23 protein-coding genes are annotated in these 20,942 nt (G+C 73.0%); 14 read left to right on the plus strand and 9 right to left on the minus strand.

Going from position 1 to position 20,942, the window contains the following annotated elements:
• Positions 1–26 precede the first annotated feature (26 nt).
• From ACGFWJ_RS28335 to ACGFWJ_RS28345, 3 genes are all read right to left on the minus strand, one after another.
• Positions 27–689, minus strand: a complete 663-nt coding sequence (locus tag ACGFWJ_RS28335; protein WP_392954683.1) for a PH domain-containing protein — start codon at positions 687–689, stop codon at positions 27–29.
• A 106-nt stretch (positions 690–795) separates the two neighbouring features.
• Positions 796–1,539, minus strand: coding sequence for an ABC transporter permease (locus tag ACGFWJ_RS28340; protein WP_387644793.1), 744 nt, complete (start codon positions 1,537–1,539; stop codon positions 796–798).
• A complete protein-coding gene (locus ACGFWJ_RS28345; protein WP_392954685.1) occupies positions 1,536–2,285 on the minus strand; it encodes an ABC transporter ATP-binding protein in 750 nt (249 codons plus the stop codon). The genes ACGFWJ_RS28340 and ACGFWJ_RS28345 overlap by 4 nt, the downstream gene beginning before the upstream one ends.
• A gap of 141 nt (positions 2,286–2,426) precedes the next feature.
• Between ACGFWJ_RS28345 and ACGFWJ_RS28350 the strand changes: the two genes are divergently transcribed.
• The 4 genes from ACGFWJ_RS28350 to metG all read left to right on the plus strand — a co-directional run bounded on the left by ACGFWJ_RS28350 (position 2,427) and on the right by metG (position 6,423).
• A complete protein-coding gene (locus ACGFWJ_RS28350; RefSeq protein ID WP_387644789.1) occupies positions 2,427–2,924 on the plus strand; it encodes a SigE family RNA polymerase sigma factor in 498 nt (165 codons plus the stop codon).
• Complete coding sequence (locus ACGFWJ_RS28355; RefSeq protein WP_392954687.1) at positions 2,921–3,289, plus strand: hypothetical protein; 369 nt, start codon at positions 2,921–2,923, stop codon at positions 3,287–3,289. Before ACGFWJ_RS28350 ends, ACGFWJ_RS28355 begins: the two co-directional genes overlap by 4 nt.
• Before the next feature lie 23 nt (positions 3,290–3,312).
• Positions 3,313–4,518, plus strand: a complete 1,206-nt coding sequence (locus ACGFWJ_RS28360) for a mannosyltransferase family protein (protein ID WP_392954689.1) — start codon at positions 3,313–3,315, stop codon at positions 4,516–4,518.
• Positions 4,519–4,713: 195 nt separating this feature from the next.
• Positions 4,714–6,423: a methionine--tRNA ligase gene (gene metG, locus ACGFWJ_RS28365; RefSeq protein WP_392954691.1), complete on the plus strand. Its 1,710-nt coding sequence runs from the start codon at positions 4,714–4,716 to the stop codon at positions 6,421–6,423.
• 7 nt (positions 6,424–6,430) lie between these two features.
• Here metG and ACGFWJ_RS28370 read toward each other — a convergent pair whose 3' ends face one another.
• On the minus strand, positions 6,431–7,036 hold the full coding sequence (locus tag ACGFWJ_RS28370; protein WP_392954693.1) for a TetR family transcriptional regulator: 606 nt from the start codon (positions 7,034–7,036) through the stop codon (positions 6,431–6,433).
• A gap of 230 nt (positions 7,037–7,266) precedes the next feature.
• Here ACGFWJ_RS28370 and deoC point away from each other — a divergent pair, with 230 nt between their 5' ends.
• The 5 genes from deoC to pth all read left to right on the plus strand — a co-directional run bounded on the left by deoC (position 7,267) and on the right by pth (position 12,055).
• A complete protein-coding gene (deoC, locus tag ACGFWJ_RS28375; protein ID WP_387867212.1) occupies positions 7,267–8,253 on the plus strand; it encodes a deoxyribose-phosphate aldolase in 987 nt (328 codons plus the stop codon).
• A 2-nt stretch (positions 8,254–8,255) separates the two neighbouring features.
• Entirely contained in the window at positions 8,256–9,746 is a 1,491-nt protein-coding gene (locus ACGFWJ_RS28380) for an aldehyde dehydrogenase family protein (RefSeq protein WP_392954695.1), read from the plus strand.
• Positions 9,739–10,641: an aldehyde dehydrogenase family protein gene (locus ACGFWJ_RS28385; RefSeq protein WP_387644776.1), complete on the plus strand. Its 903-nt coding sequence runs from the start codon at positions 9,739–9,741 to the stop codon at positions 10,639–10,641. Before ACGFWJ_RS28380 ends, ACGFWJ_RS28385 begins: the two co-directional genes overlap by 8 nt.
• A gap of 191 nt (positions 10,642–10,832) precedes the next feature.
• Complete coding sequence (locus ACGFWJ_RS28390) at positions 10,833–11,468, plus strand: ATP-binding protein (protein WP_387644774.1); 636 nt, start codon at positions 10,833–10,835, stop codon at positions 11,466–11,468.
• Between the two features lie 11 nt (positions 11,469–11,479).
• Positions 11,480–12,055, plus strand: coding sequence for an aminoacyl-tRNA hydrolase (pth, locus tag ACGFWJ_RS28395; protein ID WP_392954697.1), 576 nt, complete (start codon positions 11,480–11,482; stop codon positions 12,053–12,055).
• A 7-nt stretch (positions 12,056–12,062) separates the two neighbouring features.
• Here the strand turns inward: pth and ACGFWJ_RS28400 are convergent, their stop codons facing one another.
• A complete protein-coding gene (locus tag ACGFWJ_RS28400) occupies positions 12,063–12,536 on the minus strand; it encodes a DUF6328 family protein (protein WP_392954699.1) in 474 nt (157 codons plus the stop codon).
• A gap of 184 nt (positions 12,537–12,720) precedes the next feature.
• Positions 12,721–13,527, minus strand: coding sequence for a SigE family RNA polymerase sigma factor (locus ACGFWJ_RS28405; RefSeq protein WP_392954759.1), 807 nt, complete (start codon positions 13,525–13,527; stop codon positions 12,721–12,723).
• Positions 13,528–13,811: 284 nt separating this feature from the next.
• Here ACGFWJ_RS28405 and ACGFWJ_RS28410 point away from each other — a divergent pair, with 284 nt between their 5' ends.
• The 4 genes from ACGFWJ_RS28410 (at position 13,812) to ACGFWJ_RS28425 (ending at position 16,998) form a co-directional block, all read left to right on the plus strand.
• Positions 13,812–14,489, plus strand: coding sequence for a response regulator (locus ACGFWJ_RS28410; RefSeq protein ID WP_380487084.1), 678 nt, complete (start codon positions 13,812–13,814; stop codon positions 14,487–14,489).
• 28 nt (positions 14,490–14,517) lie between these two features.
• Positions 14,518–16,041, plus strand: a complete 1,524-nt coding sequence (locus tag ACGFWJ_RS28415) for an ATP-binding protein (protein ID WP_392954701.1) — start codon at positions 14,518–14,520, stop codon at positions 16,039–16,041.
• Positions 16,038–16,370 (plus strand): hypothetical protein, encoded by a 333-nt coding sequence (locus tag ACGFWJ_RS28420; protein ID WP_387644763.1) that lies wholly within the window; start codon positions 16,038–16,040, stop codon positions 16,368–16,370. The genes ACGFWJ_RS28415 and ACGFWJ_RS28420 overlap by 4 nt, the downstream gene beginning before the upstream one ends.
• A gap of 118 nt (positions 16,371–16,488) precedes the next feature.
• Positions 16,489–16,998, plus strand: coding sequence for a VanZ family protein (locus ACGFWJ_RS28425; RefSeq protein WP_392954703.1), 510 nt, complete (start codon positions 16,489–16,491; stop codon positions 16,996–16,998).
• 57 nt (positions 16,999–17,055) lie between these two features.
• Here the strand turns inward: ACGFWJ_RS28425 and ACGFWJ_RS28430 are convergent, their stop codons facing one another.
• A complete protein-coding gene (locus ACGFWJ_RS28430; RefSeq protein WP_392954705.1) occupies positions 17,056–17,844 on the minus strand; it encodes a hypothetical protein in 789 nt (262 codons plus the stop codon).
• Between the two features lie 282 nt (positions 17,845–18,126).
• On the opposite strand from ACGFWJ_RS28430, the gene ACGFWJ_RS28435 reads away from it, so the two are divergent.
• Positions 18,127–18,309 (plus strand): PspC domain-containing protein, encoded by a 183-nt coding sequence (locus tag ACGFWJ_RS28435; protein ID WP_392954707.1) that lies wholly within the window; start codon positions 18,127–18,129, stop codon positions 18,307–18,309.
• A gap of 76 nt (positions 18,310–18,385) precedes the next feature.
• On the opposite strand, the gene ACGFWJ_RS28440 is transcribed toward ACGFWJ_RS28435, so the two are convergent.
• Positions 18,386–18,871 carry a hypothetical protein gene (locus tag ACGFWJ_RS28440; protein WP_392954709.1) on the minus strand — a complete coding sequence of 162 codons (486 nt, stop codon included), beginning with the start codon at positions 18,869–18,871 and terminating at the stop codon, positions 18,386–18,388.
• A gap of 184 nt (positions 18,872–19,055) precedes the next feature.
• Complete coding sequence (locus tag ACGFWJ_RS28445) at positions 19,056–20,201, minus strand: adenosine deaminase (protein WP_392954711.1); 1,146 nt, start codon at positions 20,199–20,201, stop codon at positions 19,056–19,058.
• Positions 20,202–20,942: the final 741 nt, after the last annotated feature.

Consider the following 20,942-nt stretch of genomic DNA (forward strand, 5'->3'; position numbering starts at 1 on the left):
GGCCCTGTTGCTGTCTGCCGGGCGGCTCAGGTCGCCGCGATGACGGAGATCAGGGCGACCAGGCCCGCGAGGGTGGGGGCGATGACCCACCAGCACCAGGTGGCCTGGACCTCGCCGGTGGCGGCGGGGTTGTTGGCGTGGCGGTCGGCCTGTTCCTGGAGGGAGGTGACGACGGCGTCGGACCAGGCGCGGGTGGGGTCGAGCTGGTCGTGGCGCTGCGACTTCTTGCCGGTGGCGGGCAGGTGCGGGTCGCCCGCGGCCACGGCCTTGGCGGCGCGGCGGTTGGCCTTCTTGCGCTGGCGCAGCGAGACGGGGACCGCCCAGATCTGGAACTTGCGTCCGCCGGCGAAGAGTTCGACCGAGTAGCCGGCCTTCAGGCCCTCCACGCTGGCCCACGGCGCGACGACGGTGCGCAGCGGGTTGCGGACCAGCAGTCGCTGGTCGTTCGCCTTCACGATGGGCCGCAGGGTGTAGGCGGCCACCGGGAAGCAGAAGACGGGCGCGGCGGCGAGTGCGACCCACGGGGTGGCGCCGGTGCCGGAGACGATCGCGTCGCCGATCAGCCAGGCGGCGACTCCGAGCAGCATGACGCCCGCGATGACGCCGGGAACGGAGCGGTAGACGCGGTCGGCGTACTTGGGCCCGTTGGCGGCGGACCCCTGGTCGGGTGTCCGGTCGGATTCGGTCATGGCGTCGATTCTGCCCCAGGGGCACGGCCGTCCCCAATGGTGGCGGGGGCACGGGACGGTTACGAATGATCCGTCCCGTGACCTGGGGCGTTCAGACCTGGGGCGTTCAGGCGGTGCGGCGGCGCAGGGTGGCCGCGCCGAGGGCGAGTGCGAGCAGTGCGCTGCCGGCGACGACCGCGAGGTCGGCGAGCACGGGGCCGTCGAGGCCGCCGCGGGTGGTGATCCGGCCCATCGCGTCGACCGCGTAGGAGAGCGGGAGTACGTCGGAGATCGCCCGCAGCGCGGGGGCCATGTCGTCGCGGGGGACGAACAGTCCGCAGAGCAGCAGTTGGGGCAGCAGGACGGCGGGCAGGAACTGGACGGCCTGGAACTCGGTGGCGGCGAACGCGGAGACCAGCAGGCCGAGGGCCATGCCGAGCAGTCCGTCGGCGAGGGCGACGGCGAACAGCAGCCAGGTCGGGCCGGCCACGTGCAGGCCGAGCAGGCCGATGGTGAGGGCGGAGGCGACGGCGGCCTGCACCAGGGCGACCAGGCCGAAGGCGAGGGCGTAGCCGAGCAGCAGGTCGAGCTTGCCGAGCGGCATGGTGAGCAGGCGTTCCAGGGTGCCGGTGGTGCGTTCCCGGAGCATGGCCACCGAGGTGACCAGGAACATCACCATCAGCGGGAAGACGCCGAGCAGTTCGGGTCCGATCCGGTCGAAGGTGCCGGGCTGCCGGTCGTACATGTACTTGAGCAGCACCAGCAGCAGGCAGGGGACGGCCAGCAGCATGGCGATGGTGCGCGGGTCGTGGCGCAGTTGGGCGAGGACGCGGCGGGCGGTGGCCAGGGTGCGGCGGGTGGCGGCGCTCATCGGACGGTCTCCTGCGGCTGCTGCACGAGGGTGAGGAAGGCGCTCTCCACGTCGGCCGCGCCGGTGGCGGCGAGCAGCGCGGCGGGGGTGTCGTGGGCGAGCAGGCGGCCGTCGCGCATCAGCAGCAGGCGGTCGCAGCGGGTGGCTTCGTCCATCACGTGGCTGGAGACCAGCAGGGTGGCGCCGCCTCGGGCGAGGGTGGCGAACAGTTGCCAGAGGTCGTGGCGCAGGACGGGGTCGAGGCCGACGGTGGGTTCGTCCAGCACGAGCAGTTCGGGGTGGCCGAGCAGTGCGGCGGCGAGCGAGACGCGGGCGCGCTGGCCGCCGGAGAGCCGGGCGACGGGGGTGCGGCGGTGGGCGTCCAGGCCGACCAGTTCGATGACCCGGTCGGGGTCGGTGCGCGGGGCGCCCAGAATGGCGGCGAAGTAGTCGAGGTTCTCGCCGACGGTCAGGTCGCCGTAGACGGACGGGGCCTGGGTGACGTAGCCGACCCGGTCGCGCAGGGCGGCGCTGCCGGCGGGGCGGCCGAGCACGGTGACGGTGCCGGCGTCCGTGCGCTGTACGCCGACGACGGCGCGCAGCAGGGTGGTCTTGCCGCAGCCGCTGGGTCCGAGCAGGCCGGTGACGGTGCCGCGGGGGACGTCGAGGTCGAGGCCGGGCAGCACGGTGGTGCCGCCGCGCCGGACGACGAGTCCGGTGATCCGGATCGCGGGGTCGTCGGCCGGCCCCGCCGCAGAATTCATCATGCGATGAATTCTGCGCGGCCACGCCAGGCCCGTCAAGGCCGCGGACACCCGCCGCAGTGAGCTGCGTCACCCACGTCAACCGGAGCGTCCCGCCGTTCGTAGCGACAGGTAAGCAACCGAAATCTGCCGAGGAGCCGACCGATGACCGAGGAGGAGTTCACCGAGTTCTACAGCCACTCGGTCCGCCGGCTCACCGGCCAGCTGTACGTCGTCACCGGCGACCTGCACGAGGCGCAGGACGTGGTCCAGGAGGCCTTCGTCCGCGCCTGGGGCCACCGCCGTACGCTTGACCGCGACCACGCCCCCGAAGCCTGGGTGCGCACCGTCGCGGGCCGCCTGGCGATCAGCCGCTGGCGGCGGACCCGCACCGCCGCCCGGGCCTGGCGGCGGCACGGCCGACCCGCCGACGTGGACGGCCCGGACCCGGCCTCCGTCGATCTGACCGCCGCGCTGCGACGCCTGTCCGAACGCCAGCGCCTGTGCGCCGCCCTCTACTACGTCTGCGACCTGCCGCTGGACCAGATCGCCGCCGAGACCGGCATGGCCCCGGGCACCGTCAAGGCCCACCTGTCCCGGGCCCGGGCCGCCCTCGCCCAGCACCTCGACACCCCCTCCGAGGCCGAGGAGAACCTCCGATGACGTCCATCGACGCGCGCCTGGCCGGCGCGCTGCGGACGGCCGCCGACGCCGCCTCCGCCCGCACCGCCGCCCCGCCCGCACCGCGGATCGCCGCCCTCGGCCGCCGGCGCCGCCGGGTCCGGGTCGGCGCGACCGTCACCGTCACCGCCTGCCTGGCGATCGCCGTGGGCGTCACGCTCACCCCCGGCCGCCCGTCCCGCACGGTCGGCCCGGCCGACGCCCCGTCGCTCACCACGCCGACCCCGTCCGCCGTCCCCGGCCCGAGCGCCTCCGCCACACTTGGCCCGTCCGGCCCGCAGGTGCCGACCGCCTCCCTGACCACCCCGCCGCCGCCCGTGCCCAGCAACACCCCGGCGCAGCCGTGAACCCCGACCGACCAGGACCCCCGATGCCCAGCACCCCGCTGACCGACCACCCGCCGATACCCGCCGTGCCGGGCCCGCGCCGGGCGGACGACCCGCCCCGCCCGGACCCGCTGGCCCGGCTGTGGCACACCGCCGGCCCGGCCGTCGCGGTGTACGCCGGCGCGCTGGCGCTGCACCTGACGCTGCTGGCCCTGATGATCACCCGGCCCGGCACCACGCTGACCGACCGGCTGACCTCCTGGGACGGGCGGCACTTCCTGGAGATAGCCACCGACGGCTACCCGGACAGCTACACGTACACCCCCAAGGGCGAGCTGACCGGCAACAACCTGGCGTTCTTCCCGCTGTTCCCGATGCTGGTCCGCATCGTGCACGCGGTGACCGGCCTGAGCTGGGCCGTCTCCGGCATCGTCGCCGCCCAGCTGGCGCTGCTCGCCGCCCTGGTGCTGATCCACCAGCTGATCAGCCGGCTGTACACCCGGCGCACCGCCACCGTCGTGCTGGTGCTGCTGGCGGCGGCGCAGCCGATGTCCCTGGTGTTCTTCATGTCGTACAGCGAGTCGCTGCTGCTGGCCACCGCCGCCGCCACGCTGCTCGCCGCGCACCGCCGGGCCTGGCTCACCGCCGGCGCGTTCGCCTTCCTCGCCGGGCTGACCCGCCCGGCCGGTATCGCCGTGATCGCCGCGCTCGGCGTCGCCGTCCTGCTGGAGATGTACCGCGAGCGCCGGGTGCTCGGCCGCCCGCTGGCCGCCACCGCGCTGGCCTGCACCAGTACCCCGTTGTACCTGTGGTGGGTCGCCGACCGGCTGGGCAGCGCCGACGCCTGGTTCACCGTCCAGCGGGCCGGCTGGAACACCCAGTGGGACTGGGGTTCCTCGCTGTGGGAGTTCCTGGTCCGCACCCTGCAGACCGGCGAGGGCTGGGTCCCGGTCTCGATAGCCGTCCTGGTGATCGCCCACCTGCTGGCCACCGCCCTGACCGTCCGCCGCACCACCTGGCCGCCGCTGCTGGTCTACGGCGCGACGGTGGTGGTGCTGACGCTGGCGCAGAGCAACTACTACCACTGCAAGCCCCGCCTGCTGGCCCCCGCGCTGATCTTCCTGCTGCCCGTCGCCGGCGCCCTCGCCCGGGCCCGCCGCTCCACCCAGGTGGCCGTCCTGGGCGGCGCCGCGCTGTTCGGCTGCTGGTACGGCGCCTACATGGTCACCGCCTGGCCGTACGCCATCTGACCGCCACTGACACCCCGTCAGACGATCCCGCCGCGGGGCTTGACAGCCCGCCGATAAGCGGTACGGCAGCAGCGGGCCGGTTCGGTACGATTGCGGCGGCCGGGCGGCTGCTGAGAACGCGTCGCGGAACCGGCCCTCGACACCCGCTCGCGGGCACCGCCACGTGCCCGCCGGAGAGCATCGGAGTTCCTCAGGATGACTCGGCAGTTGATCACCAGCGCGCTTCCCTACATCAACGGGATCAAGCACCTGGGCAACATGGTCGGGTCGATGCTCCCGGCGGACGTGTACTCCCGCTACCTGCGCCAGCGCGGCCACGAGGTGCTGTACATCTGCGCCACCGACGAGCACGGCACCCCGGCCGAACTGGCCGCCCAGGAGGCCGGGCTGCCGGTCGCCGAGTTCTGCGCCCGGGCGCACGACCAGCAGAAGGCCATCTACGACGGCTTCCAGCTGTCCTTCGACTGGTTCGGCCGCTCGTCCTCGCCGCAGAACCGGGAGATCACCCAGGAGATCGCCCGCGAGCTGCACGCCAACGGCTTCATCGAGGAGCGGGCGATCCGCCAGGTCTACTCGATCGCCGACGGCCGCTTCCTGCCCGACCGCTACATCGTCGGCACCTGCCCGCACTGCGGCTACGACAAGGCCCGCGGCGACCAGTGCGAGAACTGCACCCGCGTCCTCGACCCGACCGACCTGCTGAACCCCCGTTCGGCGATCAGCGGCAGCGCCGAGCTGGAGGTCCGGGAGACCAAGCACCTGTTCCTGCTCCAGTCCAAGCTGACCGACGAGGTCGAGGCCTGGATCGCCGAGCACGGCGACAGCTGGCCGGTGCTCGCCTCCTCGATCGCCCGCAAGTGGCTCACCGAGGGCCTCCAGGACCGCGCCATCACCCGTGACCTCGAATGGGGCGTCCCCGTCCCCGCCGACGTCTGGCCGGAGCTGGCCGCCGAGGGCAAGGTCTTCTACGTCTGGTTCGACGCCCCGATCGAGTACATCGGCGCCACCAAGGAGTGGGCCGACGCGACCGGCGGCGACTGGCGCTCCTGGTGGTACGAGGCCGACGACACCGTCCGCTACACCGAGTTCATGGCCAAGGACAACGTCCCGTTCCACACGGTGATGTTCCCCGCCACCATCCTCGGCTCGCGCCAGCCGTGGAAGAAGGTCGACTACGTCAAGGCCTTCAACTGGCTGACCTACTACGGCGGCAAGTTCTCCACCAGCCAGAAGCTCGGCATCTTCACCGACGTCGCGCTCGAACTGCTCCCCGCCGACTACTGGCGCTACTACCTGATGGCGAACGCCCCGGAGTCCGACGACTCCAGCTTCACCTGGGACCTGTTCGCCGCCACCGTCAACAAGGACCTCGCCGACACCCTCGGCAACTTCGTCAACCGCGTGCTGTCCTTCAGTCGCAAGCGCTTCGGCGACGAGGTCCCGGCCGGCGCGGAGAACAGCGAGACCGAGACGGCCCTCGGCGCGCAGATCGCCGACCTGCTCGCCGAGTACGAGACCCAGCTCGACGCGCTCAACTTCCGCAAGGCCGCGCAGGCGCTGCGCGCGCTCTGGTCGGCCGGCAACGCCTACCTCGACGTGACGGCCCCCTGGACGCAGATCAAGACCGACCCGGAGGCCGCGGCCCGCACCCTGCGCACCGCGATCAACCTGATCCACCTCTACTCGGTGGTCTCCGAGCCGTTCATCCCGACGGCGGCCAAGACGATCCGCGAGTCCTTCACGCTGGACGGCGACACCCGCACCTGGATCAGCGCCGACGAGGCCCGCTCGCTCTCGCTGGTCCCGGCCGGCACCGGCTTCACCGTCCCGCCGGTCCTGTTCGCCAAGATCACCGACGAGGACCTGGCCACCTGGACCGAGCGCTTCGGCGGCGGCGAGGCCTGACCTCCCCTCAGCCCGTCAGGTACCCCTGGACGGTGCGGCCCAGCAACGGGGCCAGCACCTCCGGGGGTGCCGAGGCCAGCGGCTCCACCCCGATCACGTACCGGGCCACCGCCAGCCCGACGATCTGCGACATCACCAGCTCCACCCGCAGCTCCGGCTGCTCGACGTCCAGTTGAGCCGCCACCCGGTCGACCAGCTCGGCCACCATGAAGGACCGCATCAGCGCCGCCACCTCCTCACTGGCCGCCGCCGTCCGCACCAGCGCGAGCAACCGGTCCCGCACCGCAGGCTGCTCCCACAACCCCAGCACGAACCCCGCCACCCGCTCCCCCACCGTCGCCGGATCCCCCCCGAACACTTCCGCGACCACCGCCTGCGGTTCGAACGGGAACTCCAGCGCGGCCATGAACAGCCGGTCCTTGCTCCCGAAATAGTGGTGCAGCAACGCCGCATCCACCCCCGCCGCCCGCGCGATCGCCCGCATGCTCGCCTTCTGGTACCCCCGCGCCGCGAATTCGGCCCGCGCCGCCACCAGCACGACCCCCCGAGTGTCCTCACCCCCGGGCCTCCGGCCCCTTGCCTTCGCTTCGCTCACCCCCAAATGGTGCACCACCAGGGGGCCCCGACAGGGGCTCGGGGAACGGCGAGGCCATGTCTGCGGATGATCAACAGGGCGCTGTGCGTTCCGGCGTTTCTGGTTCCCGTCTTAAGACCCGCCGCAGCCATGACCAGCCGCTGTCCCCGACCGCCGGCAACTCGGCCTCGCCGTTCCCCGAGCCCCTGGTTGATTCCCCGCCCCACCTACCGTCCCCCTACGCGCGTAGATATGCTGCTCTGGTGACTATGTCCACTCTTGCAGCCAACGCCCCCGGCGCCACGGGCGGCGGCCTCGCGGACGTCGCGGCGTCCGAGGCCACCTTGCGCCGTTTCCTGCACGGCCTGCCCGGGGTCGACCAGGTGGGCCTGGAGGCGCGCGCAGCGACTCTCGGCACCCGGTCGATCAAGACCACCGCCAAGGCCTTCGCCATCGATCTCGCCATCTCGATGATCGACCTGACCACGCTGGAGGGCGCGGACACGGTCGGCAAGGTCCGCTCGCTGTGCGCGAAGGGCCTGAGCCCGGACCCGACCGATCGCAGCACCCCGCAGGTCGCGGCGATCTGCGTGTATCCGGACATGGTCGAAACCGCGAAGTCCGCGCTGCGCGGCAGCGGCATCCAGGTGGCGTCGGTGGCCACCGCGTTCCCGTCCGGCCGGGCGGGGATGCCGGTGAAGCTGGCGGACACCGCGGAGGCGGTCGCCGCGGGCGCCGACGAGATCGACATGGTGATCGACCGGGGTGCCTTCCTCTCCGGCCGTTACCTGGAGGTCTTCGAGGAGATCCGCGCCGTCAAGGAGGCGTGCAAGCGTCCCGACGGCAGCTCCGCCCACCTGAAGGTGATCTTCGAGACCGGCGAGCTGCAGACGTACGACAACGTCCGCCGCGCGTCCTGGCTGGCGATGATCGCGGGTGCGGACTTCATCAAGACGTCCACCGGCAAGGTCGCGGTCAACGCGACTCCCCCGGTGACGCTGCTGATGCTGGAGGCGGTGCGGGACTTCCGCGCGGCCACCGGCACCCAGGTCGGTGTGAAGCCGGCCGGCGGCATCCGCACCACCAAGGACGCGATGAAGTACCTGGTGATGGTGAACGAGACGCTGGGCGACGACTGGCTGAGCCCGCACTGGTTCCGGTTCGGCGCGTCCAGCCTGCTGAACGACCTGCTGATGCAGCGCCAGAAGCTGCGCACCGGCCGGTACTCCGGTCCCGACTACGTGACGGTGGACTGACCATGGCGAAGACCGACAAGAAGACCGCGGAGAAGACCGCACAGCCCGTGAAGCCCTCCGGCCTGTTCGAGTACGCACCCGCGCCCGAATCCCCCGCCGCCGCGGGCGAGATCGCGACGTCCTACGGCCACTTCATCGGCGGCCGGTTCGTCGACTCCTCCGGCTCGGAGGCGCTGAAGACCGTCAACCCGGCGACCGAGCAGGTGCTGGCGGAGTTCGCGCAGGGCACCGAGGAGGACGTGGACCGCGCGGTGGCCGCCGCCCGCAAGGCGTTCGCCGACTGGTCGTCGCTGCCGGGCAGCGAGCGCGCCAAGTACCTGTTCCGGATCGCCCGGATCATCCAGGAGCGCAGCCGTGAGCTGGCCGTCCTGGAGTCGATCGACAACGGCAAGCCGATCCGCGAGACCCGCGACGTCGACCTCCCGCTGGTCGCCGCGCACTTCTTCTACTACGCGGGCTGGGCCGACAAGCTGGACTTCGCCGGCTTCGGCCAGAACCCGCGTCCGCTGGGTGTCGCCGGCCAGGTGATCCCGTGGAACTTCCCGCTGCTGATGCTGGCGTGGAAGGTCGCCCCGGCGCTGGCCACCGGCAACACCGTGGTGCTGAAGCCCGCCGAGACCACCCCGCTGACCGCCCTGCGGTTCGCCGAGATCTGCCGCCAGGCGGGTCTGCCGGACGGTGTGGTGAACATCGTCACCGGTGACGGCCGCACCGGCGCCGCGCTGACCGCGCACCCGGACGTCGACAAGGTCGCCTTCACCGGCTCCACCCCGGTCGGCCGGGCGATCGCCAAGCAGATCGCCGGCACCCGCAAGAAGCTCTCGCTGGAGCTCGGCGGCAAGGCCGCGAACATCGTGTTCGACGACGCGCCGCTGGACCAGGCCGTCGAGGGCATCGTCAACGGCATCTTCTTCAACCAGGGCCACGTGTGCTGCGCGGGCAGCCGCCTGCTGGTGCAGGAGTCGATCCAGGACGAGCTGCTGGACGCGCTGAAGCGCCGGATGGGCACCCTGCGGGTCGGCGACCCGCTGGACAAGAACACCGACATCGGCGCGATCAACTCGGCCGCGCAGCTGGCCCGGATCACCGAGCTGGCCGCCGCGGGCGAGCAGGAGGGCGCCGAGCGCTGGGCACCGGAGTGCGAACTCCCGGGCGCGGGCTACTGGTTCCGCCCCACCCTGTTCACCGGCGTCTCGCAGGCCCACCGGATCGCCCGCGAGGAGATCTTCGGCCCGGTGCTGTCGGTGCTGACCTTCCGCACTCCCGCCGAGGCGGTGGAGAAGGCCAACAACACCCCGTACGGGCTGTCCGCGGGCATCTGGACGGAGAAGGGCTCGCGCATCCTGTGGATGGCGAACCGGCTCCGGGCGGGCGTGGTGTGGGCGAACACCTTCAACAAGTTCGACCCGACCTCGCCGTTCGGCGGGTACAAGGAGTCCGGTTACGGCCGCGAGGGTGGCCGGCACGGTCTGGAGGCCTACCTCGATGTCTGAGACCACAGCGCGAATTGACGTCTTCAAGACCTACAAGCTGTACGTCGGCGGGAAGTTCCCGCGCTCGGAGAGCGGCCGGGTGTACGAAGTGACTGACGCAAAGGACCAGTGGCTGGCCAACGCCCCGCTGGGCACCCGCAAGGACACCCGGGACGCCGTGCTGGCCGCCCGCGCGGCCGTGAAGGGCTGGTCGGGCACCACCGCGTACAACCGCGGCCAGGTGCTGTACCGGGTCGCCGAGATGCTGCAGGGCCGCCGCGAGCAGTTCACCGCCGAGGTGGCCGCCGCCGAGGGGCTGGGCGCCAAGAAGGCGGCGGCGCTGGTGGACGCGGCGATCGACCGCTGGGTCTGGTACGCGGGCTGGACCGACAAGGTCGCGCAGATCGCGGGCAACGCCAACCCGGTGGCCGGGCCGTTCTTCAACCTGTCCACCCCGGAGCCGACCGGCGTGGTCGGCGTGGTCGCCCCGCGCACCGGTCACGGCTTCTCGCTGCTCGGCCTGGTGTCGGTGATCGCCCCGGCGATCGCCACCGGCAACACCGTGGTGGTGGCGGCCGCCGAACAGGCCCCGCTGCCCGCCCTGTCGCTGGGCGAGGTGCTCGCCACCTCCGACGTCCCGGGCGGCGTGGTCAACCTGATCTCCGGCCGGACCGCGGACATCGCCCCGACGCTGGCCTCCCACCAGGACGTCAACGCCCTCGACCTGGCCGGTGCGATCGACCAGGACGGCCCCGGCGCGGCGGCCGCCCTGGAGGCGTCGGCGGCCGATACATTGAAGCGAGTGGTCCGACCGGCCGCCGACCCGTCCGCCGTGGACTGGACGGTCAACCCCGGCACCGGGCGACTGCTCTCCTTCCTGGAGACGAAGACGGTCTGGCACCCGATGGGCATCTAGCCCGGCCCGACCGGCCAACTCCACACAGACCGGCCGCCCTCTGCGCCCCTACCCCCCCGGGGGCCCGGGCGGCCGCGACGGGCCCGCACTTCTCCCCCCCTGGTGCGGGCCCGTCCTCATGCCCTCCCACCCGAATCGGGGCCGAACGGCGGGTTACGACCAGCCCCTCGGATGCCCCAGACTGGTATCTCGTGAGTGACTCCCCGCTGAACCGCCGCCCGATATCCCGCGTCATCCTGCTGTCGGGCCCTTCGGGGTCGGGGAAGTCCTGCCTGGCCGAGCGCAGCGGGCTGCCGGTGCTGCAGCTCGACGACTTCTACAAGGACGGCGACGACCCGACGCTGCCGCAACTGCCGGACGGCGGTGGGCCGGACTGGGACTCGCCGGACTCCTGGCACCGCGAGCAGGCGCTGGACGCGATCCGCAGGCTGGCGTTCGAGGGGCAGGCCGACGTGCCGACGTACTCGATCCCGGCGAACGGCCGCTCCGGCCACCGCGTACTCGAACTGGACGGCGCCGCGGCATTCGTCGCCGAGGGCATCTTCGCGGCCGAACTGGTGCGCCGCTGCGAGGCGGAAGGCCTGCTCGGCGACGCCCTGTGCCTGCGCAACAAGCCCGCCACCACGGCCTGGCGGCGCTTCCGCCGGGACGTCCGGGAGGGCCGCAAGTCGATCCCCTACCTGCTGCGCCGCGGCCTGCGGCTGATGCGCTCCGAGCGCGGCATCGTCGCCCGCCAGGTCGAACTGGGCTCCTACGCCTGCTCGGGCGTCGAGGCGGGCCGCCGGATCGCGGCGGTGGCGCGGCAGTTGCCCGCCGAGCTGGTCTGAGGCGCGCGGGCATGGACGAGCGCTGGCTGGTGGCGGGGCTGGGCAATCCGACCCGCCGGTACGCGGGGACGCGGCACAACGCGGGCTTCCTGGTGGCCGACCGGCTGGCCGGGCGCCACGGCGCCCGCTGGCGCGGACTGACCACCCGCACCGCCTCGTTCGAACTCGACGGGCGCACCGTGCTGTTGGCCGAGCCGCAGTGGTCGATCAACCTGTCGGGGCGTCCGGTCGCGGCGCTGCTGCGTCGCCACCAGGTGCCGGTGGAGCGGCTGTTGGTGGTGCAGGACGACCTGGACTTCCCGTTCGGCACGGCCCGGCTGAAGCGCGGCGGCGGCCCGGGCGGCCACAACGGCGCCCGCTCGGTGCACCGGGCGCTGGGCACCGCCGACTACGCGCGGCTACGGGTGGGCGTGGGCCGGCCGCCGAAGGGCACCCGGGTCGACGAGTGGGTGGTGCAGCGGTTCTCCGACGCCGAGCAGGAGCGGATGCCGGAGCTGCTGGACCGCTGCGCGGACGCCGTGGCGGCGTTCGTGCTGCGCGGCCTGAACCGCGCCCAGGACGTGCTGCACACCACCGACGCGCGCTGACCGGGCCTCAGACCTCGTCGGGCAGGCCGCGGCGGACCAGCCAGGGCAGGAAGAACCAGAGGCCGGTGAAGACCAGCGCGATCACCGCGGTGATCGGGACGGCCGCCGGGAAGCCGAGGACCACGGCGAGGACCAGCAGGACGGCGCCGCTGAGTGCCATCGCCAGCAGGACCAGGCCGACCTGGGCGATCCGGGCGGAGACCTTGACGATCCGCCGCCGGTCGGGATGGTGGGCCAGGCCGCGGTGCAGGGCGACCGGCGTGGCGAGCACGGCGGCGGCGACCACCGACAGCAGCAGCACGACGACGTACAGGTCCTGCCGGACGTCGTCGAGTTCGGCGAACCGCGGGGTGAAGGCGACGCCGAGCAGGAACGCGAAGACGATCTGCACACCGGTCTGCAGCACCCGCAGTTCCTGGAGCATCTCGACCAGTCGCCGGTCGGCGCGGGCCTGCGGGGTCTCCGCGACAGGGTCGTCCATCCGCTCATTGTGGCGGCAGCCGGGCCGGGAGACGACGGAGGCGGGCCCCGGTGCGTTCTCCCCCGCACCGGGGCCCGCCTTCGTCTGTGGTGCCGGACGGCCCCCGACGGCCCGCTCCCCCGAGCGGTCCGCCGTCGTCCGGCACCTTCCCCCACCACCCCGTCCCCCACGGGAGTTCCTGTGGTCAGGCGACCAGCTCGCCGAAGGCGTGCACGGTGTCGCCCGAGCGGTTGAGCTGCTCGTCGTCGCGCATCCGGCGCAGCGCGCGCCAGATGGAGCTCTTCACGGTGCCGACGCTGATGTTGAGGATGTCGGCGATCTCCGGGTCGGTCCGGCCCTCGTAGTAGCGCAGCACCAGCATGGTGCGCTGGTTCTCGGGCAGCTTGGCGAGCGCCTGCCAGAGCACGGTGCGCAGTTCGGTGCCGCCCATGGCGTCGGTGTCGCCGGCGTGCTCGGGGAGTTCCTCGGTCGGGTACTCGTTGACCTTGCGGCGGCGCCAGGCGGAGATGTGCAGGTTGGTCATGGTGCGGCGGAGGTAGCCGCCGACCGCGGCCTTGTCGGTGATCCGGCCCCAGGCCCGGTAGGTCGAGAACAGCGCGGACTGCAGCAGGTCCTCGGCCTCGTAGCGGTCGCCGGTGAGGTGGTAGGCGGTGGCGTACAGGGAGGCGCGGCGCTCACGCACGTACGCGGTGAACTCGGCGATGTCGCGTGCCTCGTCCTTCGCGGCGGCCGGGTGCTCCCCCTGCGCGCCTCCCTGGTCGGCCTGCTCCCCACGGAAGGTCTGCGGCGCGAGCCGCAGCGTCCGTCCCGCGGCCGGGTTCCCTGCCCGGCCGTGGATGGTGTCCCCGCTCCTGGTCCCCACAACCGGGCGGCGGGTTCCGGCGCTGTGTGCGCATCCCCGTACGAGTACGGCGCCGGACTTCTCCTCCTCGTGACGCGGCCGGTTGGTGCCCAGCACGGCTGCACGCGGCCCGGCGTTTCGGGTCGTCAGCGTTGCGGTCATCGGGCACCCCCATGGTCGGTACGAGCGGTTCCTTGCTCGCCGCCGCACCGGGCCGGGCCTGGTGCGTTTGTTGCGGCGACAAGGAAAATCCTGCCGGTCGCTCGTCATGGAGGTGTCTGTCGACTGTCACAGGGCTGTCACAAGGGCGGCCGGTTCAAGGCATTCGCCGGCTCCGAGATGGCTGACGCCGGAGCGGGCCGGTCCGGTTCCCGGGTGCGCGAGGATCACCCGGGTGGGTGTTTCCTGGGTCAGGGTGGGACACAATGACCTCCGTGTCTTTCCTGCTTCTGATCGAGGACGACGACGCCATTCGCACCGGCCTCGAACTCGCCCTCACCCGCCAGGGTCACCGGGTCGCGACCGCCGCGTCCGGCGAGGACGGTCTGCGCCTGTTCAAGGAGCAGCGTCCGGATCTGATCGTGCTCGACGTGATGCTGCCGGGCATCGACGGTTTCGAGGTGTGCCGGCGGATCCGCCGTACCGACCAGCTGCCGATCATCCTGTTGACGGCGCGCTCCGACGACATCGACGTGGTGGTCGGGCTGGAGTCCGGCGCCGACGACTACGTGGTGAAGCCGGTGCAGCCGCGGGTGCTGGACGCCCGGATCCGCGCCGTGCTGCGGCGCGGTGAGCGGGAGAGCTCGGACTCGGCGGCGTACGGCGGCCTGGTGATCGACCGGTCGGCGATGACCGTCACCAAGGACGGCCAGGACCTCCAGCTGACCCCGACCGAGCTGCGGCTGCTGCTGGAGCTGAGCCGCCGCCCGGGGCAGGCGCTGTCCCGGCAGCAGCTGCTGCGGCTGGTGTGGGAGCACGACTACCTGGGCGACTCCCGTCTGGTGGACGCGTGCGTGCAGCGGCTGCGGGCGAAGGTCGAGGACGTGCCGTCCGCGCCGACGCTGATCCGTACCGTCCGCGGGGTCGGCTACCGTCTGGACCCGCCCGCGTGACCTCTTCCTTCTGCCTGGTGAGCTCTTCTTGACCGACGATCAGTCCGCGCCGCGCCGTGCCCGTCCGCTGTCCTGGCGGTGGTTCGGTTCGCTCCGGCTCAGTTCGCTGCGGGTCCGGCTGATCGCGGTGTTCGCCGCGGTCGCGCTGATCACCGCGGTGTCCGCGTCCGGCATCGCCTACTGGCTGAACCGCGACGCGGTGCTCCGGCGTGCCCAGAACGCCTCGCTGAACGACTTCCGGGGCTCGCTGACCCGCAACGTCTCCGACCTGCCGCTGCACCCGACCTGCCAGGACCTGGCCTCGCTGGCGGTGCAGGTGGCGAGTTCCGGCCTGGCGTACGACGTGGTGGTGGTCGACGACTCGCAGCCGGACTGCACCGCCTCGTCCGACCCGATCGCCTTCACCGTCAAGCAGGTGCCGGCGGCGCTGGTCACCGCCGTCAACAAGCCGCGCGAGATCGGCCCGAACAACCCGTACGAGTACCACCTGTACTGGCAGCGGGTGAACCTGGCCGGGCCGTACGTGGTCGGCGGGACGAAGGTGGCGCCGGGCGGGCCGACCGCCTACATGTTCAAGTCGCTGCAGAACGAGCGCGCCGACCTGAACACCCTGGGCTGGTCGCTGGCGTTCGCCACCCTGCTGGCGCTGGTCGGCTCCGCGCTGCTCGCGCAGGGCGCCTCGGCGACGGTGCTGCGGCCGGTGCGCCGGCTCGGCGACGCCGCCCGGCAGCTCGGCGAGGGCAAGTTGGACACCCGGCTCGACGTCGAGGGCAACGACGAACTCGCCGATCTGGCGCGGACGTTCAACCGCACCGCGGAGTCGCTGTCGGAGCAGGTCGCGGAGCTGAGCGCGCGCGAGGCGCAGTCCCGGCGGTTCGTCGCCGACATGTCGCACGAGCTGCGCACCCCGCTGACCGCGATGACCGCCGTCACCGACATCCTGGAGGACGAGGCCGACTCGCTCGACCCGATGATCGAGCCCGCGGTGCGGCTCGTGGTCTCCGAGACCCGGCGGCTGTCCGACCTGGTGGAGAACCTGATGGAGGTGACCCGGTTCGACGCGGGCACCGCCAAGCTGGTCGCCGACGAGGTCGACATGGCCGACCTGATCATGTCCTGCATCGACGGCCGGGCCTGGTACGACGCGGTCGAACTGGACGCCCCGCGCGGCATCCTGGCGGTGGTCGACCCGCGCCGTCTGGACGTGGTGTTCGCCAACCTGATCGGCAACGCGCTCAAGCACGGCGGCTCCCCGGTGAAGGTGAAGGTCCGGCAGGACGACGACACCCACACGGTGGTGGTGTCGGTCTCCGACGGCGGCCCCGGCATCCCCGAGGACGTGCTGCCGCACGTGTTCGACCGCTTCTACAAGGCCGACAAGGGCCGGGCCCGCTCCGAGGGCAGCGGCCTGGGCCTGTCCATCGCCGAGGCCAACGCCCGCATCCACGGCGGCACCATCACCGCCGCCAACCACCCGGAGGGCGGTGCCGTGTTCACCCTCACCCTGCCGCTCACCCAACCGCCCGCCCCCGGCCCGGAAGAGGCCCGATGACCACCCGCCGCCGCATCCGCGCCGTCGCCCTGCTGGCCGGCTCGACGGCCCTGCTCACCGGCTGCGGCATCCGCCCCACCGCGGTGCCGGTCGACGCCGGCGCGCCCGCCAGCCGCACCGCCTGCCCCACGCCGGTGCTGATGCCGGTCGCCCCGGCGGCGAGCCCGACCGCCACGCCTCCGGCCGCCCTGCCGACCGCGCCCGGCGCGTCCGGGAAGCCGCCCGCCAAGGCCGTGCCGACGCCGTCGGCCACGGCGTCGGCCCCGGCGTCACCGGCGGTGTCGGCGCCCGGGGTGTTCGGCGCGCCGTCAGCGAGCCACTGCCCCTGATCACTCGTCCGGCGGAACCACCTCCGGTACGGCGCGCGTCCCCCGGAATGTGCACACCAATGCGCGAACCGATCACACGACGGCGCCGTACCGGCAGCGGACGGCAGCCCGGCTGCTGTTGACCCTCCACCTGCTGGCACTCGGCTGGCTGGCCGTCCGCCCGATCACCGCACCCTGGACCGGCCCGTCCAACCTCACCCCGTTCGCCACCGTGCACCAGGCGCTCGCCGCCCACACCTTCCTCACCGCCCTCGCCTCCGGCACCCTCCCGCTGGCCCCCGTCGGCGTCCTCCTCCCGCTCGCCGTCGGCACCCCCCGGCGCGGCTGGCTGCTCTCCTTCCTGCGCACCACCGGCGCCGTCGCGCTCCTCGCCACCGGCCTGGAGATCCTGGCGGGCTGGGCCCCCGGCCACGTCCTCAACGTCGACAACATCCTGCTCGGCACCCTCGGCGCGGCCGCCGCCCACCTGCTCCTGATGCCCCCGATCCGCGCCCGCGCCCTGCGCCGCCCGACCGCGCCCCGCGCCGTGGCACCGCGGCAGGAAAGCCCGAAGGGCCGGACCCAGCCGCATCCGCGACCCGCCCCGGCCCTCCCGGTCCTCGGCTCCCCGGTGGCACCGCGCCGCTGAGCGCGCAGGTGCCCCCGGACGCGCCGGTGTCACTGCCCGGCGGCGCCTGCGGTCCGCTCAGCGGTTTCCGTCGAGGACGATCCGGTGGCCGCTCGCGTCGGCGGTCTCGTCGGCGGACGGCGGGGTGACCTCCACCGGCTCGCCAAAAGCGTCGAACCGGATCGCGGTGGCGCTGTCGCCGGTCTCGTTCGCCGACAGCAGGTACGGCCGGCCCTCGGCGGCGATCGCCACCGTGCCGGACGAGCCGTGCGGGCCGCCCTCGTCGGAGCGGAAGCCGAGGAACACCGCCCGGGTGCCGCTCACCTGCCGGACGCCGGTCTTGGTCCACTCCCCGACGGCCTTCAGCGGTCCGTCGCCGGTCGCCAGCCGGAACACCAGGTCGCAGTACCCGGCGTAGGACTTGCCGAGCTCGCCGGTGCCGGTCAGCCACTTGTCGGCCAGTGCGGGTCCGGCGTCCGGCAGCGCGGCCTGGAACATGGAGGCGGAAGGTTTCACCCACACCGTTCCGCCGTGCCGCCGCACCTCCGCCTCGACGCCGTCCTCGGACACCGTCCCGGTGCAGTCGCCGTCCCGGGTGACGGAGAGCGAGTACTCGAGCGTCCCGGCCTTCCGCCGCTGCCGGATCGTCCCGCGCAGCGAGGTCAGCTCCGCGCCCGCCTGCCGGGCCTTCTCCAGGACCTGCTCGGGCGTCAGGTCCTCCAGGCCGCCGCCCGCCCCCGCCACGGACGCCGCGTCGTCCCCGCCGGCGCGGTCCGGTTCGCAGGCCGCCACCGAGACCACCCCGGCCAGCCCCAGCACGACCAGCCCGACCAGTACCGCCGTGGTCGGCCACTGTTTCGCCCGCATCGCTCTCGCCCCTCGCTTCGTTCCCCGGTGATCCCGGTGCCGCGAGTCTTCCAGCCGCCCGGGGCCCGACACCACCGTTTCCGGAGGTTCGGACGGGGCGCGGCCCGCCTTGGTCTCGGGGTCCGTCCCGGAGTCGACCCCGAGGCCGGGATCACCCCGGGCGGGGAATGTCTCCGGGTCCGAATCCGCATCTCGGCGGACGGAAAACCGCAGGTCGCGGCGGGACGATGGAGTCAGCCCGGTCGGACCGCCCGACCCGGGAGCACTCCCTCGGAGGAGAAGATGAGCGTCCTCGCCCGTCCCCGTCACCACCGCATCCTCGGCGGCGTCTGCGCCGGCATCGCCCAGCGCTTCGGGCTCACCGCGTGGACGGTCCGGGTCATCTTCCTGGCGTCCTGCCTGCTGCCGGGCCCGCAGTTCCTGATCTACCTGGCGCTGTGGCTGCTGCTCCCCCAGGAGCCGTGACCCGCCCGCCACCGCCCATGACGAAGGGGCCGCCCCGCGGGGCGGCCCCTCGGCCGTGTCCGGATCCGGCGGTGGGTCAGCCACCCACGCCGGGCAGGGCCGGCAGGCCGGGGGCGCCGCCACCGGTCGGGGAGAGGCTGGTCAGCGTGCCGATGACGCCACCGACCGGGGTCTTGGCCAGGCCCTGGCCGCCGGGGACGGAGTCCAGGCCGCCGATCCGGTGGGCGGCCTCGGGCGCGGCGGCCTGCCGGCCGTCGACGCCGGCCGGGCCGACCTGCTCGGCGACCTGCCCGGTCTGTTCGGTCGCCTGGTCGGCGGCCTGGACCGGGGTACCGGCGGCCGGGTTGAGCGCGCCGGTGACGGTACCGAGCTGGTCGGCGCCGGGCAGCTTGCTCACGGCCCCGGTGGCGGCGCCGGTCACGGCCGGGTTGGTGAGCGCGCCGGTCGGCAGTCCGAGGCCGCCGGGGGCGACCGGCGCGGCCGAGGCGGTGCCCGCGGCAACGGCGGCGGCGACAACGCCGAGCACGGCGGTGCCGGCGGCCTTCAGAGTGGCCTGCTTCATGTGTGCGTCCTCAGTCCTGGTCGGGTCGGGGTCGCGGGCCCGGGGGATTCAGGGCGCGACCGTCACGCCGAGTCAGCAGTGACCGGCTCACCGTAGTGAGAGCGACGCGCCCGATTCAAAGCCGGCCACTCCCCCGAGTGATAAGTCCGACCATCTCCATGGACGTTGACCACGTGCCGGCTCGTCAGTCCCGCGGACCGAACAGCCACTCGGCCTTCAGCTCCGCGTACCCCGGCTTGATCACGTCACTGATCATCGCCAGCCGCTCGTCGAACGGCAGGAACGCCGACTTCATCGCGTTGACGGTGAACCACTCCAGGTCGCCCAGCGTGTAACCGAACGCGTCCACCAGGTGCTCGAACTCGCGGCTCATGCTGGTGCCGCTCATCAGCCGGTTGTCGGTGTTGACGGTGACCCGGAACTTCAGCCGCGCCAGCAGCCCGATCGGGTGCTCGGCGTACGACTCCGCCGCACCGGTCTGCAGGTTCGACGTCGGGCACATCTCCAGCGGCACCCGCCGGTCACGCACGTACGCCGCCAGCCGTCCGAGCTCCACCCGGCCGTCCTCGCCGACCGTGATGTCGTCCACGATCCGCACACCGTGACCGAGCCGGTCCGCGCCGCAGCACTGCACCGCCTCCCAGATCGACGGCAGCCCGAAAGCCTCGCCGGCGTGGATCGTGAAGTGGTTGTTCTCGCCCTTGAGGTAGTCGAACGCGGCCTGGTGCCGGGTCGGCGGGTGACCGGCCTCCGCACCCGCGATGTCGAACCCGACCACGCCACGGTCCCGGTGACGGTTCGCCAGCTCGGCGATCTCCAGCGAACGGGCCGCGTGCCGCATCGCGGTCAACAGCGTCCCGACCCGGATCCGGTGCCCGCGCGCCCGGGCATTCGCCTCACCCAACCGGAAGCCCTCGTTGACGGCCTCCACCACCTCGTCCAGCGTCAGCCCCGCCTCCAGGTGCTGCTCCGGCGCGTACCGCACCTCGGCGTACACCACGCCGTCCGCCGCCAGGTCCTCCGCACAGTCGGCGGCCACCCGGATCAGCGCCTCCCGGGTCTGCATCACCGCACAGGTGTGCGCGAACGTCTCCAGGTACCGCTCCAGCGACCCCGAATCCGCCGCCTCCCGGAACCACACCCCCAGCGCCTCCGGGTCCGTGGTCGGCAGCCCTTCGTACCCGCAATCGGCCGCCAACTCGACAACCGTCTCCGGCCGCAACCCCCCGTCCAGGTGGTCGTGCAACAGCACCTTCGGCGCCCGGACGATCTGCTCCGCCGTGGGAACACGCGGGACCGTGGTGCCCGCGAGAGTGATCTGCTTCTCCATTGCCGGAGCATAGCCCCTACGCGCGTAGATCGCCTACGCGACCCACGCCGCACTCGGGGCCTCCGCCAAGCCGCAGCACACCCCGGCCCGGCGGCGCGGCGACAGCACGAGGCGCCCCGGAGCGCCACAACCCGACGGTGTGAACGGGCGGTTCCCGCGCCGGACCACGCCGAGGGATCGGCGGGTGCGCAGGGCGGCGACTTCGAGCTCGACGACGCCCGGCCCCCTCGCCGGCCGCCCTTCCCCGCGAAGCGGACCCACCGCGAGGATGCTCCCCGACACGGCATCACGAAGTCCCGGAGCGCCACCGCCGGAGGCATGCGCGCCGGGCCCGGCCAGGGGCTCTCCCCCCACCTCCCCGCGAAGCGGAGCTCTCGCTCAGTCGTGCGCCAGAATGCTCCCCCGCCGCGACAGCACGAAGTCCCGGAACGCCGCCGCCGGCGGCGTGAGTGGGCGGGTCGCGTGCCAGGCGAGGCCGATGGCTCGGCGGGTGCGCAGGGCGGTGACTTCGAGCTCGACGGCGGCCGGCCCTTCCCCCGCCGCCCTTCCCCGCGAAGCGGACCCACCGCGAAGCGAACCCACCGCGAAGCGAACCCACCGCGAAGCGAACCCACCGCGAAGCGAACCCACCGCGAAGCGAACCCACCGCGAAGCGGACCCACCGCGAGGATGCTCCCCGACACGGCATCACGAAGTCCCGGAGCGCCACCGCCGGAGGCATGCGCGCCGGGCCCGGCCAGG

The organism is Kitasatospora sp. NPDC048407, from assembly GCF_043200475.1.
In the GTDB taxonomy this organism is placed as follows: Bacteria; Actinomycetota; Actinomycetes; order Streptomycetales; family Streptomycetaceae; genus Kitasatospora.

Bases quoted from the DNA above. Each gene is read 5' to 3' on its own strand.
- ACGFWJ_RS28335 (WP_392954683.1), bottom strand. From the start codon at position 689: ATGACCGAATCCGACCGGACACCCGACCAGGGGTCCGCCGCCAACGGG.
- ACGFWJ_RS28340 (WP_387644793.1), bottom strand. From the start codon at position 1,539: ATGAGCGCCGCCACCCGCCGCACCCTGGCCACCGCCCGCCGCGTCCTC.
- ACGFWJ_RS28345 (WP_392954685.1), bottom strand. From the start codon at position 2,285: ATGATGAATTCTGCGGCGGGGCCGGCCGACGACCCCGCGATCCGGATC.
- ACGFWJ_RS28350 (WP_387644789.1), top strand. From the start codon at position 2,427: ATGACCGAGGAGGAGTTCACCGAGTTCTACAGCCACTCGGTCCGCCGG.
- ACGFWJ_RS28355 (WP_392954687.1), top strand. From the start codon at position 2,921: ATGACGTCCATCGACGCGCGCCTGGCCGGCGCGCTGCGGACGGCCGCC.
- ACGFWJ_RS28360 (WP_392954689.1), top strand. From the start codon at position 3,313: ATGCCCAGCACCCCGCTGACCGACCACCCGCCGATACCCGCCGTGCCG.
- metG (WP_392954691.1), top strand. From the start codon at position 4,714: ATGACTCGGCAGTTGATCACCAGCGCGCTTCCCTACATCAACGGGATC.
- deoC (WP_387867212.1), top strand. From the start codon at position 7,267: ATGTCCACTCTTGCAGCCAACGCCCCCGGCGCCACGGGCGGCGGCCTC.
- ACGFWJ_RS28380 (WP_392954695.1), top strand. From the start codon at position 8,256: ATGGCGAAGACCGACAAGAAGACCGCGGAGAAGACCGCACAGCCCGTG.
- ACGFWJ_RS28385 (WP_387644776.1), top strand. From the start codon at position 9,739: ATGTCTGAGACCACAGCGCGAATTGACGTCTTCAAGACCTACAAGCTG.
- pth (WP_392954697.1), top strand. From the start codon at position 11,480: ATGGACGAGCGCTGGCTGGTGGCGGGGCTGGGCAATCCGACCCGCCGG.
- ACGFWJ_RS28400 (WP_392954699.1), bottom strand. From the start codon at position 12,536: ATGGACGACCCTGTCGCGGAGACCCCGCAGGCCCGCGCCGACCGGCGA.
- ACGFWJ_RS28420 (WP_387644763.1), top strand. From the start codon at position 16,038: ATGACCACCCGCCGCCGCATCCGCGCCGTCGCCCTGCTGGCCGGCTCG.
- ACGFWJ_RS28430 (WP_392954705.1), bottom strand. From the start codon at position 17,844: ATGCGGGCGAAACAGTGGCCGACCACGGCGGTACTGGTCGGGCTGGTC.
- ACGFWJ_RS28435 (WP_392954707.1), top strand. From the start codon at position 18,127: ATGAGCGTCCTCGCCCGTCCCCGTCACCACCGCATCCTCGGCGGCGTC.
- ACGFWJ_RS28440 (WP_392954709.1), bottom strand. From the start codon at position 18,871: ATGAAGCAGGCCACTCTGAAGGCCGCCGGCACCGCCGTGCTCGGCGTT.
- ACGFWJ_RS28445 (WP_392954711.1), bottom strand. From the start codon at position 20,201: ATGGAGAAGCAGATCACTCTCGCGGGCACCACGGTCCCGCGTGTTCCC.